This is a genomic window from Asanoa hainanensis (genome assembly GCF_900188485.1).
GTDB classification, from domain to species: Bacteria; Actinomycetota; Actinomycetes; order Mycobacteriales; family Micromonosporaceae; genus Asanoa; species Asanoa hainanensis.
On the sequence record NZ_FZPH01000011.1, the window covers coordinates 151,675 to 164,502 of the forward strand.

At 72.0% G+C, this 12,828-nt stretch carries 9 protein-coding genes; 3 read left to right on the forward strand and 6 right to left on the reverse strand.

What is annotated here, in order from left to right:
* Nucleotides 1–88: 88 nt before the first annotated feature.
* Both CHC05_RS25340 and CHC05_RS25345 read left to right on the forward strand, forming a co-directional pair.
* Entirely contained in the window at nt 89–1,279 is a 1,191-nt protein-coding gene (locus CHC05_RS25340; RefSeq protein ID WP_245871211.1) for a low temperature requirement protein A, read from the forward strand.
* A 24-nt stretch (nt 1,280–1,303) separates the two neighbouring features.
* The gene (locus tag CHC05_RS25345) at nt 1,304–2,683 is read left to right on the forward strand and encodes a pentapeptide repeat-containing protein (protein ID WP_144022758.1); all 1,380 of its coding nucleotides are present in this window, start codon (nt 1,304–1,306) and stop codon (nt 2,681–2,683) included.
* Between the two features lie 117 nt (nt 2,684–2,800).
* Here CHC05_RS25345 and CHC05_RS25350 read toward each other — a convergent pair whose 3' ends face one another.
* Complete coding sequence (locus CHC05_RS25350; protein ID WP_144022759.1) at nt 2,801–3,334, reverse strand: hypothetical protein; 534 nt, start codon at nt 3,332–3,334, stop codon at nt 2,801–2,803.
* A gap of 626 nt (nt 3,335–3,960) precedes the next feature.
* Here CHC05_RS25350 and CHC05_RS40890 point away from each other — a divergent pair.
* A complete protein-coding gene (locus tag CHC05_RS40890) occupies nt 3,961–4,887 on the forward strand; it encodes a hypothetical protein (protein WP_425426846.1) in 927 nt (308 codons plus the stop codon).
* 56 nt (nt 4,888–4,943) lie between these two features.
* Here the strand turns inward: CHC05_RS40890 and CHC05_RS40895 are convergent, their stop codons facing one another.
* The 5 genes from CHC05_RS40895 to CHC05_RS25385 form a co-directional block, all read right to left on the reverse strand.
* Complete coding sequence (locus CHC05_RS40895; protein WP_144022761.1) at nt 4,944–8,297, reverse strand: hypothetical protein; 3,354 nt, start codon at nt 8,295–8,297, stop codon at nt 4,944–4,946.
* 117 nt (nt 8,298–8,414) lie between these two features.
* A complete protein-coding gene (locus tag CHC05_RS25370; RefSeq protein ID WP_245871212.1) occupies nt 8,415–8,750 on the reverse strand; it encodes an STAS domain-containing protein in 336 nt (111 codons plus the stop codon).
* 121 nt (nt 8,751–8,871) lie between these two features.
* Complete coding sequence (ppgK, locus tag CHC05_RS40900) at nt 8,872–10,425, reverse strand: polyphosphate--glucose phosphotransferase (RefSeq protein WP_144022762.1); 1,554 nt, start codon at nt 10,423–10,425, stop codon at nt 8,872–8,874.
* A 52-nt stretch (nt 10,426–10,477) separates the two neighbouring features.
* Nucleotides 10,478–12,469, reverse strand: a complete 1,992-nt coding sequence (locus CHC05_RS25380) for a hypothetical protein (protein ID WP_089253072.1) — start codon at nt 12,467–12,469, stop codon at nt 10,478–10,480.
* Nucleotides 12,470–12,498: 29 nt separating this feature from the next.
* A complete protein-coding gene (locus CHC05_RS25385) occupies nt 12,499–12,813 on the reverse strand; it encodes a CPBP family intramembrane glutamic endopeptidase (RefSeq protein WP_089253073.1) in 315 nt (104 codons plus the stop codon).
* Between the last annotated feature and the right edge of the window lie 15 nt (nt 12,814–12,828).

Consider the following 12,828-nt stretch of genomic DNA (forward strand, 5'->3'; position numbering starts at 1 on the left):
GTCGCTACGTCCAGGACCGAACGCCACACCGACTCGCCGCGTTTCTCGCACCACCCTCTTTCGCCGTGCGCTGTGAAAAGGTGCCTGCGTGACGACTGCCCCGCGCCGCACCTGGTACCGGCCCATGCGGTCCCGGTCCTCGACCCAGGCCAACCGCGCGTCGACGCCGTTGGAGCTGTTCTTCGACCTGTGTTTCGTGGTGGCGGTCGCCCAGGCGGCCACCCTGCTCGAGCACGACGTCGCCGAGCACCACTTCGGTCACGGACTGCGCTCGTACGCCATGGTCTTCTTCGCGATCTGGTGGGCCTGGATGAACTTCACCTGGTTCTCCTCCGCCTACGACACCGACGACGACATTTACCGCCTCACCGTGCTGGTGGCGATCGTGGGCGCGCTGGTCATCGCGGCCGGCGTGCCACGCGCCTTCGAGAGTCAGGACTTCCTGATCGTCACCATCGGCTACTCGGTCATGCGGTTCGCCAACGTCGGCCAGTGGATCCGCGCCGCCGTGTCGGACCCGTCGCATCGCCCGGCGGCCGTCCGCTACGCGGTCGGCACGGTGGTCGTGCAGATCGGTTGGTGGCTACTCCTGCTCGCGAGCGGGACCGCCGCGTACTGGACCTTCCTCGGGCTGGTCATCGCCGAGCTGCTGATCCCGATGTGGGCCGAGCGGACGGGGATGACCGCGTGGCACCCCGGCCACATCGCCGAACGGTATGGCCTGTTCACCCTGATCGTGCTGGGCGAGTCGGTGCTGGCCGCGTCGCTGGCGTTCGAGAGCGGGCTCGGCAGCGGCGCGGACGCGGACCTGATCTGGCTCGCGGCGGCCGGCATCGTCATCGTCTTCGCGATGTGGTGGATCTACTTCGACCGCGAGACACGACCGCAGCCCAAATGGGCTTTCGTCTGGAGCTACGGCCACTATCTGATCTTCAGCTCAGCCGCCGCGGTCGGGGCCGGCCTCGTGGTGAACGTCGTGCACCACATCGGCGAGGGCCATATCTCGGACACCGCCGCGGGTTATGCGGTCGCGATCCCGGTCGCGGTCTACACGCTGTCCGTGTGGGTGCTCCATTACGTGCCGCATGAGCGTGGCCTCCTTCTCCTGACGCCGCCGGTCGGCGTCGCGCTGATCCTGGTCGCACCGCTCGTGCCCGCCACCGTCCAGGTGGTCGCGGTGCTGTTCGCGATTCAGGTGGCAATCACGGTAGTCCTCACGCGCCGCGCCGCGACGTTATCCACAATCGAGAGTTATCCACAGGCCAATCCGCCCGCTTGACCGATCGATGGCATGCTTTTCGCCGTGGCAGACCCCAAGCGCACCGACGACCTTCGCGTGATGCCGTGGTGGTACGTGCTCGTCGGCGTGCTGCTCGCCATCGCCCTGGGCTGGTTGGTCCTCGACTGGCTGCTGGGCGAGGCCGACCGGGCCACCAGCGTCGACACCCGTGCCACGCTCCGCGTCGACGCGATCCGCACCGGCCTGACAGTGGTCGCCGGCACGGGTGGCGGGCTGGCGCTGCTCCTGGCCGCACGGCGACAGCGGTTGAGCGAGCGGGCCCAACGCCACCAGGAGTTCGTCACCACCCGCGACCACTCGCACCGCGAACGCATCCAGGCACACACCGAGCAGGTCGCCACCACAACCCAACGGCATCAGGAGGAGCAGACCCGCCTCGCGGAACACGACGCGACCCAGCGCCGCGTGACCGACCTGTTCACCAAGGCCGTCGACCTGCTGGGCAGCGACAAGGCGGCGGTACGGCTCGGCGGCCTCCACGCGCTCGAACGGTTGGCCCAGGACAACGCCGGCCAGCGGCAGACCGTGGTCGCGGTGGTCTGCGCCTACCTACGCATGAGCGACGAGAGCGATCGCGAGGACGACGGCGCCAGGACCCATGAAGACGAGGTACGCCGCAGCGCCCAGCGGCTGCTCACCCGGCACCTGCACGCGGACCTTGCGGACAGCTACTGGCCTGAGGTTCGGCTCGACCTGGCCGGCACCCGGCTGGTCGACTTCGACGCGAGCGGCTGCACGCTCGTCGACGCCGACTTCACGGGCGCCCGGCTCGTCGGCACCACGCGCCTGACCGGCGCGCACGCCGAGGGCCGGTTGGCGCTGACCCGCGCCACCTTCGAGAAAGCCGTCCTCGACGGGCTCACCACGTCGGGCGAGCTCGTCCTGGACGACGCCGTCTTCGGTGGAGAGGCAACGTTCGACGGTGCCCGATTCGGCGGGGAGGTCTCCGCCAAGCGTGCCCGCTTCGCGTCGGCCTCGTTCGACAAGGCGGCCTTCGACAACACGGTCACCCTCGACCGGGCCACCTTCACCGACACGGCCTCGTTCCGCAGCGCCGTCTTCCACAGTGGATTCTCGGTCGAGCGCGGCACGTTCGCCGCCTACGCCGGCTTCCGCGGTGCGACGTTCGAAGACATGGCGTTCTTCCGGTGGACCGTCTTCGAAGGCGACGCCTATTTCGAGAACGCCGTGTTCCAGGGCGCGGTCAACCTGGGCCGGGCCGAGTTCCACGCCCGCGCGAGCTTCGGCGGCGCGACGATGCGCCGCCGCCCCAACGTCGACCACGCCAGAGCCACCGCCAACCAGACCCACATCTGGCCGTCCGGCACCACGACGGAAAAGGAGGACGACGACTGGATCATCCTCGTCGACGACCGCCCATGACGACGCAGCCGCGATCGGATCGCGCCGCCGAGCCCCGTCAGATCCGCAAACGCGAGCGGAGACCGAACCCGACGCACCAACACGAAGCCGGCCGCAACCAGAGACAGTCGAGCCCCGTCAGATCCGCAGACGCGAGCGCGGACCGAAGCGACGCGCCAGCGCGAAGCCGCCCCCCGCCAGAGCGGCCACGATCGCGAACGAGGCCAGCAACGCAAGCGTGGTCCGGCGGCCGTCGGGTGTGGTCTCGGCCGCGGCGGCGGCCGGGAGTCCGACCACCAGCGTGGCGTCGCCGGCCAGCCCGTCGTTGCACTCGGCGGTCAGGTCGTAACGACCCGGAGTCGCGTCGGCCGGGACCAGGTAGGTGACGCGGAAGGCGCCCGGTCCGCCGGCCGGGTACGGGGCCAGCGGCAGCTCGGGTGGCCCGCCGAACGGACGCACGTCGACGCTGGCCGTCGTCGCGCGGGCGCCGCACCACACGTCGATCACGGTGGTCCGGCCGGGCACCGCCTTGGGTGCGAACACGGTCGCGTCGGCGGCGGCCGGTGCGGCGCCGGCCAGCACGAACATCACCGTGAGCGGCGCGCCGAGCAGCGCCCGCCGACGGGAAGGGGTCAGCGGTCGCCCGGGCTTTCGCCGAACGAGCGACCTCACAACGCCGCGCCTACCGCGCCCCATCGCCATCAACCCCCGCCGGTCACCGGTAGCCACAGGACACCAGAAATTCGCGGCAAACTACCGGTTTCCGGCATTCAGCCCTCGTTAGGACAAGACTCCACTTAAGATCCCGGAGCGATCAAGTCCTCCCGGCGCCGAGACAAGGCCGATTCCAGCAGGCGCGGACCATGGACAAAAACTGCCATGACCGGCGAAGCCCACTTAACGGCCTCATCGTTCATTACGGACAATGAGCCTCAGCTCGCGATGCGGTCCACGGATGAACGGGAAGCGGCGAACAGGCGACGACCGTACGCCGGGCCGACCCCGGACTCGTACCGACGGCGTCCACTAGTCCCCCATTCGGCCGAGGCAGCGGCTTCGGCCCCGATTGCGGGTGGACGCTTCCGAACTGCCCGGCTTGTCCGCGTGTGCATGGACTAAACGGACAAGCCGGTATGGCACCTTGCCGGCCCGAGCCCTCCCACGGTCGTCCCGCCTGACTAGGTGGCCACTGTAGAAATGTGGCGCAGGCCACAAAAGTGCCTGGTCAAACTGGTGCGAGCCCCGTCTAACCTCTCCGGGTGCCGCGCAAGGAAATCGGAAAACATCGACATGACGGAATACACCCGACTAGCCGTTCGGTTGAGGTCGCCCCAGGCGAACAGTCAACCGGGCGCCACAGACGAGAGGTCGAGTCGAATGAGCTGACCAAGCTGCGTAACCGGCTTCAACCGCTTTTCAAGACCCCCGCCGCGCGCGTCGGCCTGGTAGCCGGGCTCGCCTGCTGCCTCGGCCTCGCGGCCGCGGTCGAGACCCGCGACGCCAACCAGCCGGCCCGCGCCATCACCTCGGTGGCGGCGGCGGAGCAGGCGGCAGCGCAGGCCGCGGCGGAGCGCGACCTGACCGAGGCGCAGCAACGCGCGTCCCGGTCCAGCGCCCGTGAAGCCCTCACCCCCACCCAGTCCCCCACACCAACCCCCACGTCGACGGCCACCACCCCCGCAAAGCCGGCCCCGACGAAGACCACCACCACCCGTAAGCCAACCCCCCGCAAGACCACGAAGGCGACCCCGGCCACCGAGGCCGCCACGCCCAAGCCGAAGCCGACCGTTGTCGCTCCGGTGGCCGGTCTGACGCAGGCGCAGATGAACAACGCCGCCACGATCGTCAAGACCGGTGTCAGCATGGGCATCCCGGAACGGGGTCTGATCGTCGCGATCGCGACCTCGATGCAGGAGAGCCGGCTCCTCAACCTGGCCAACACCGGGCTGCCGGAGTCGCTGAACTACCCGAACGAAGGCACTGGCTACGACCACGACTCGGTCGGGCTGTTCCAGCAGCGCACCAGCACCGGCTGGGGCACGGTCCAGGAGCTCATGACGCCGTCGATCTCGGCGTCGAAGTTCTTCGCCGCGCTCGAGCAGGTGTACGGCTGGCAGAACATGTCCATCGCCGGTGCCGCCCAGGCGGTACAGGTGTCCGCGTTCCCCGACGCGTACGCCCAGCACGAGGCCAACGCCACCGCGGTGGTCGAGGCGCTCACCTGATCTCGGGTACGGGCAGACGACCCGGACGGCCACCTGGCCGCCCGGGTCGTTTCGTCTCAACGGATGACGGACGTCCGCCGCCCACGGAGCCGAGGCCACTTGCCCTTGCCCTGCTTGCCATCACCGTCCTTGCCGTCACCGCCGCCGTTCTCGCCGCTGCCGTCCTTGCCGTTGCCGTCCTTGCGGTTGCCGTCCGCGCCGTCCGCACCGCCCGACGTGTCCTGGCCATCAGGGTCAACGGCAGCAGACCCATTCCCGGGTACGGCTGACCGCGGCGCCTTGGGCTCCCCAGGCGTGCTGGGCCGAGGACCCGCCGCCGTCCCTGCGCCACCGTCCGGTGCGCCGGACCGCAGCTTGGGCAGCGATCCCCCGTCGCCCACCAGACCGTTGTCACCGACGTCGGCCTGCGCGGACAGCCCCGCCGGCCGCGGCGGATCGTCGGCCCTACCAGCCCCGTCGCCGCTTGTTGCGCTTCGCTGTGGGTTTCCGTCTCTTACCGGTAGCTCCGAAGCCCGTAGGGCGCTCGTATGGCCAGAGGGGCTGTTATCCGCGCTCTCCGCCGACTTCCCGGTGTCGGACCCGCCGCCGGTCGGCTTGCCACTGGCACCACCCGAACCCGCGGCGCCCTGACCGCCGGCCGCCGAACCGCTGTCACCCTGGCGCCCGCCGTTCTCGGACGGCCGCCCACCGCCGCTGTGCGCGGGCCGGCCGTTACGCCCGTCACCGTTGGCCGGACGCCCTGCGGTCGCACCCCGCCCACCGCCACCACCGGCAGTCGCACGAGAGCCACCGGCCCGGCCGGCCTGTCCGCCCTGCGCAGCCGCGCCGGTCGATGCACCTGTGGTGCTTCCGCCACCCGGCGCCGCCGACCGATCAGCTGTCTCCTGGCCCGCGGCACCGCCCGCCCGAGCGGACGCGCCGCCACTGCCCAGGGCACCGTCCGCCTTCCTGGAACGGTCCCGCGCCACACCGGCGTCAGCCCGGTCGCCAGCGGCAGGTGCCGACGCACCAGAGGCACCGTTGCCGGCAACAGCACCCGCGCCCGAAGCGCTGCTCCCTCCAGGGGCGCCGTTGCCGTCGGACGCGGGCCGCCCGACATAGCCGTTCGAGCCGGCCTGCCCGCTGGAGGTCGCCGCAGCCGAGCCCGCCGCCGGCGCCTTACCCGACGCGGGGCTGGCCACGGGCGCGGCGCCGTTCCCGTTCGAACCCGCCTGCCCAGCCGACGCCCCAGCAGCCGGCCCCTTGCCCGACGCGGGGCTGACCGCAGGACGGGAGCCATTCCCATTCGAGCCCGCCTGCCCGGCGGACGCCCCAGCAGCCGGGCCGGCAGCCGACGTCCCGCCAGACACCGGGCCGACCGCGGAAGCGGCGCCGTTCCCGTTCGAACCAGCCGGCCCAGCCGACGCCCCAGCAGCCGGCGGCTTGTCCGACACGGGGCCGGCCACGGAGCCAGAGCCATTCCCATTCGAACCCGCCTGCCCAGTCGCCGAGCCCGCCGCTGGCGCCTTGCCCGCCGCCGGGCCGACGACGGAGGCCCCGCCGTTCCCGTTCGGACCCGCCTGCCCAGCCGACGCACCAGCAGCCGCGCCCTTGCCCGCCGCCGGACCGGCCACGGACGCGGCGCCGTTCCCGTTCGAACCCGCCTGCCCAGCCGATGCACCAGCAGCCGAGCCCTTGCCCGCCGCCGGGCCGACCACGGAGGCCCCGCCGTTCCCGTTCGAACCTGTCTGCCCGCTCGACCTACCAGCAGCCGAGTCCGCCGCCGCGGTCTTGCCCGCACCGGGACTGGCGGCACGAGCGGACCCAGTGCCGCTCGAACCCGCCTGCCCGGCGGCGGCCGCCGGCCGGGCCGAGCCGGCAAGCGGAGCCTTGCCCGCACCGGCATCGGCGGCAGGACCGGACGCATCGCCGCTCGAGCCGGTCTGCCCGCGAACCGCAGCCCCCGAGCCGGCCGCCGGAGCCTCGCCCGCGCCAGGACGGGCAGACGGAGCGGACGCGTTCCCGTTCGAAGCCCGCTGCCCACCAGCGGCCGAGCCGGCTGCTGGGGCTTTGCTCGACGCGGAGCCAGCGGGCGTGGATCCCGATGCCGCTGGGGCGTTGCCGTTCGACCCGTTGCCGGCCGCCGAGCCGGGCACCTGCGCCTTGCCTGCGACAGGGCCGGTAGCCGGAGCGGAGCCGCTCCCAGTCGCCGGGCCAGCCGCGGGCGCCTTGCCAGAGCCAATGGGAGGGTTCGAGCCGGCCTGCCCGCTCGGGGCCGCCGGTGCCTTCGACGGATCCGCTGGCGCGGTCCCAGTAGGTGCGGCCGCGCCGGAGGGGGCCTTCGCCGCTCCACTGCGGGCGGTCGACCCAGCGGCACCGGGGGCGATGCCGCCAGGTACGCCGGCCCGGCCCGTCGCCTTGGGCTTGGCGGTGCCGGTCGATTCTGGCGCTTCGGCTGGCGCGGAGCCCTTCGCCTTCTTGGTCGACGCACCCTTGGCGCGGCCCTTGCCCAGGAGGCCGTTCTTGCCGAACAGGCCACCCTTGCCTGGCTTCGCCGGCGGCTCGGCGGGGGGCGCGTCATGCACAGAGCCCATCTCGCCGTTGACCGGCGTCGGGGACGGGCGCGCGGCGTCGTGTCGACCACTGGCGGAGTTGCCCTTGACCGCGGCCTGGCTGGAGTCGTGCAGCCGGCCGCCATCGTTGCGCTGCGGACCGGCCGCGGCCACCGCGGACCCGGCACCCGCCGCCGCAGAACCGGCACCCGCCACCGCGGACCCGCCGCCCGCCACAGCAGAACCGGCACCCGCCACCGCAGACCCGCCACCCGCCACCGCAGAACCGGCACCCGCCGCCACAGACCCGGCACCCGCCGCCGCGGACCCGGCACCCGCCGCCGCGCCAGCGGCAGCATCCTTCGCCACCGCCGCTGATGCGGTTGCCCGGACGCTGGCTGCCTTCGCGCTCCCGGGGGCGGAGCCTACGACGGAGGCAGCGGCAACCGGTGCCGGCTCGAACGAGATCGTGGAGAGGACCTTGTCCGCCGCGTCCTCGCGGCGGCGGCGCGCGGCCAGGGCGAGCTCGAAGTCACGGCGGGCCTTGACGGCGTCGTTGTACGCCTCCGCCCGGATGCGTTGCGCGTCCTCGCGGGCCTTGGCCAGCACCTCGCGCGCCTCGGAGACGATCTCGGTGGCCTCTTCCTCGGCCAGGGCGACCATCTGCTGCACCCGGTGCGTGTTGCGGTAGACGGCGGGGCGGGCCCGGAGCATCTCGTGCAGGCGTTCCGCTTCGGCGCGGACCATTCCGAGCTCCACCCGCATGGTGGCGGCGCCCTCGGCGGCTGCGGTCGCCGCCGCTAGCTGCTCGCCCAGGTCCATGAGGCAACTTTCGACCTCGTCGCGGTCGTAGCCGGATTCGACGATGGAGAAGTCCATTAGCTCGCCCCCAAGCAGCCAGTCGTTTCCCCTCCCGGCCATCCTCCCGAGGCATTACCGCGTTTCGGGGCGTTTTGCGGAATTAAATCCACATTGGCCCGTACGCGGCAGGGCGTGTCAGGTGTCGTCGCTCAGCAGCGTGTCCAGACCACTGATCTTGAGTACGCGGGCGACGACCCCGCGGGCGCCGGTCAGGCGCAGCGAGCCTCCGGCGGCGGAGCTCAGGTGGTGGCCGCGGATGAAGGCCGACATTCCGGTCGAGTCACAGAAGGTCACGTCTTGAAGATCGATGACGAGGTGGGTACGCCCGTCGCCGATCACCTCGTCGATGCGTTCGCTGAGGTGCGGGGCGGTGCTCAGGTCGAGCTCCCCGGCGAGGCGCAACACCACCACATCCGGCCGGTCCACCCGGCTGACCGTCAATGTGACGGAGGCGTCGTCAATCGTTGCCACTTAGCAAGGATATAGCCCATCCCCACCCGCGGCGCCCCGGGTACGACCTCCGTTATCAGCAGGTTACGCGGTCAGCGCCCGGGGTGTCGGCTGAGCCCACACCCCGGCGCCGCCGGAACACCTACCGACTGGACCGCGAGCCGCTCTTCCGCGCCGCCGACTTGCGGATCGGGCTGGTCGCCCGCGCCGTCGAGCTCGTCCGGCGCGCCGCACTCGTGGTCTTCCGCGCCGCCGATGTGGACCTGCGGGCCGCCGATGTGGAACTCCGCGCCGCGGATGTGGACCTGCGCGCCGAGGTGGACCTGCGGCCCGCGGTCGACGCCTTGCGGGCGGTGCCGGCCCGGCTCGTGCTGGCCTTGCGCGCCGTGCCGGACCGGCGGGCCGGACCCGTGGAAGCCTTGCGGGGCGCGGTCGCCTTCCGGGCGGTCGTCGACTTGCGCGTGGCCGGTGCCTTGCGCGCCGTCGTCGACTTCCGGGCGGTCGTCGCCTTTCGGCCCGCGGTCGACTTCCGCGCCGTCGTAGCCTTGCGGGCCGCCGACTTCCGCGCCGTCGTCGCCTTGGCCGCCGTCGACTTGCTGGGCGTCGCCGCCTTGCTCGCCGTCGTGGACTTACGCCCCGCCGTCGACTTACGCGCGGTTGTGGACTTACCCGCCGTCGTCGACTTACGCGCAGTTGTCGACTTGCGCGCCGTCGAAGACTTCCGCGCCGTCGAGGACTGCCGCGCCGTCGACGACTTCCGCGCCGTCGAGGACTTGGTGGCCTTGCGCGGCGTGGCCGACTTGGTCGCCTTCCGGGCGGCCGGAGCCGCCTTGCGCGTGCCCCCGGCCGACGCGGTCTTACGCGCGGGAGCCGCCTTCCGCGTGCCCCCGGCCGAAGCCGTCTTGCGCGCGGGAGCCGCCTTCCGGGCCCCACCCGTAGCGGTCATCGAACGGCCGTCGCGGGCCTGCGGCGACGCGAGGACCGCGCCGATGATGCCGGCGTTGTTGAGCAGCATCGCCGGTACGACCTCGGTCTCGATGTCGAGCCGGTCGAGGAAGTTGTCGGACTTGCGGCTCACCCCGCCACCGACGATGAACAGGTCGGGGCTCAGCAGTTGCTCGAGGTGCTGGAGGTACTTGCGGACCCGCTTCGACCACGCGCCCCAGCCGAGGTCCTCGTCGGTGCGCACCCGGGCCGCCGCGCGCTTCTCCGCGTCGACGCCGTGCATCTTGATGTGGCCGAACTCGGTGTTCGGCACGAGCATGCCGTCGATGAAGACCGCGCTGCCGATGCCCGTACCGAAGGTCAGCATCACGACCTTGCCCTTGCGGCCCTTGCCCGCACCGAACTCCATCTCCGCCATGCCGGCGGCGTCGGCGTCGTTGATGAGCGCGACCGGGAGGTGCAGCTCGCGCGAGAAGAGCTTGGCCCCCTCGGTGTTCATCCACGACTTGTCGACGTTGGCCGTGGTGCGGACGACGCCGTTCTGGATCACGCCGGGGAAGGTGATGCCGACACGCTGGGGCCGGGTCTTGAAGTGGCGAACCACCTCGCCGACCGCCGCGACGACACTCTTCACGTTGGAAGGCTGCGGCGTGTCCACCCGGAAGCGTTCACCGGTCAGCTCGCCACGCCTCATGTCGACCAGCGCGCCCTTGATGCCCGAGCCGCCGATGTCAATGCCGATAACCGCCATGGGCTCACGGTACGTCCGAGGCGTTTGGCGCGCAGGATAACGCGAAAAACCTTTACGACAAAGGCGGCGGGGTCACCTTCGACCGATCTTCCACAGTGGATTCGCGGGGACCTTCGTAGCGCTTCGAACCGGCGTTGCTGCGCCGGTCGCCGACCCAGGTGGCCGCCGGCGGCTGCCCGCCGACACTCCGCGGCGACCGGCCCACGTCGTCGTCAGACACAGGGTCGAACGTGGGTACGACGTCATGGTCGCCGGACCGCCCGTCGTCGAGCACCTCGCCCACGATCTCGTCCGCGTCGGCCGCGCTGCCGGAAGAAGTGGCCGCTGCGGACCTGGTCGACATGCCCGCCACCAGGCCGCCCGCGAACGCGCCGCAGCCGGCCGCCATCGCTCCCCCGACCACGCCGCCGTGCGAGTGGCAGCCGCCGAAGTCCGAAGACCCGGATGAAGCCGGCACGTCAGGCCCCGCCGACCCGCCCGCCGCGGCGAAAGCCCTGGCCCCGCCGAACGCCCGCCCGACACCGGAACCCGCCGACGCCGAGGCGACCGGAAGGGACGCGAAGTACGGACCCGGTCCACCGACCGCGGGCGCGCCCGGCACCACCACCGGCGCGGACGCCGGCCCACCGAGGGCGGGTGGCTCCGCCGGCAGCGGTTGGCCGGCCGGCGACGGCTCCGCCACGACCCCGGACGGCGGACCGACCGGCGAGGGAGCCGCGATCGGCATCGCGTACCCGGGCGCCGGCCCGGACGAGGCGACGACCGGCCCGGGATAGACACCCGGCCCGAGATCGTCGACGCCCGAGGGAAGAGCGGACCCGGCGTCGAGCGAAGCGGCCCCGGCGAGCGCCGGGGAGCCGGCACCCACAGAGGGGCCGGGCCAGGACCGTGACCGGGTCGTCGCCGCCGTGGCCGTGCCGAGCGCCGCCGCCACCCCCGCCGTCGCCGCGGTGCGCGCCGGCGACCAGCGCCCGGCCTCCTCCGCCTCGGCCGTGGCGTCGTCCACCGCCGCCTCGGCGCGGACGGCGTCGCGGATGGCGAACTCCAGCGCCGCCAGCAGCAGCAGGTCGACCACCAGCGCCGGAATGGCCGCGAACTGGTACGTGGCGAACTCGAACACCCGGGTCAACAGCAGGTCGATCAGGACCGCGCGCTGCATCCACCGGAAACCGGTCACCCGTCGCCCCTGCCGCAGGCGCACCAGGCCGTACACCACGCAGGCGGCCGCGACGATCGAGCTCGCGCCGCCGATCGCGGTCGGCACCGGGTCGTCGAACACGAGCACGGCGTTGGCGCCGGCCTCCCGCGCGAGAAACGTCGACAGGATCAGCAGCGCGATGCCGAGCGTCGACACGGCCTGGATCAGCAGCAGCACGATGGTCGTGATCATCGCGGGCCGGGTACGCAGCACCCTGGCGATCCGGGCGGCGACGCGCGACCCCGCCTGGCTTACGTCGTACCTCTCGTCCCGTCCCCGCGGGATCTGTTGCACCAGGGCGGCCGCGGCGGGGGCGCCCGGCAGGTCCCCGGCCGCGTTGATGCGGCGCAGGGCCATCTTCCGCGAGTGGTCGGTCATCCCGTTGGTCACGCCGGCCGCCGCCGAGGTCAGCGCGGCCGCGTACAACTCACGTGGGCTCAGGGGTCGCCGACCGTGCACGGCGTGGATCGTGAGCACCAGCAGCACGATCACCACGTACATGATCGCGATGCTCGGGGTGAAGAAGTAGTCGTTGTCGCTGGTCAGGAACTTGCCGACTTCGTCGATGAAGAGCCCGAAGCCCACGCCGGCGATGAAGGCGCCGACGGGTCTGATCACCCTCCCGTTGAACGAGAGGAGCCCCATCACGCCGACCGCCATCGCCAGGCCGCCCCAGAGGACGTGCGCGATGTGCAGGCCGTTGCCGCCGAGTTGGGGATAGCCGGTGATGAACAGGGCGAGCCGGATGGACAGCACCGTCGCCACGGCGACGACGACGAACTCCATCAGCAGGGGCACGGCATTGGCGGCTCGTGGGAGCCCCCAGCGCACCAGGCGATCGCCCACGACTTCTTCGTACCAAATGTGAAACAGAATTAACCGGAAACAGCCCAGATCGCGGCGCCGGCGAGGTAGCCCAGCGCGTTCGTGGCCCAGTGCAGGCCGATCGGCGCGAGCAGGCTCCCGGAGCGCCGGCGCAGCAGCGCGAGCACGACTCCGGCGAGCACGGTGGCGAGCACCGCCGAGGCGGTCAGAGCGAGACCGGCGGCCGTTCCGTACACCGAACCGACGATCTGGTTGTTCCGGCCGAGTCCCAGCGAGGGCAACACATGCCACAGCCCGAACAAAACGGACGAAACTCCAGTTGCCCATGCCGGCCCACGCGACCGCGCGACCAGGCCCCAGACCACGCCGCCACGTCGAGC

Excerpts from the sequence above, each read along its gene's own strand:
- CHC05_RS40895 (WP_144022761.1), bottom strand. The coding sequence starts at position 8,297 with ATGGACTTCTCCATCGTCGAATCCGGCTACGACCGCGACGAGGTCGAA.
- ppgK (WP_144022762.1), bottom strand. The coding sequence starts at position 10,425 with ATGGCGGTTATCGGCATTGACATCGGCGGCTCGGGCATCAAGGGCGCG.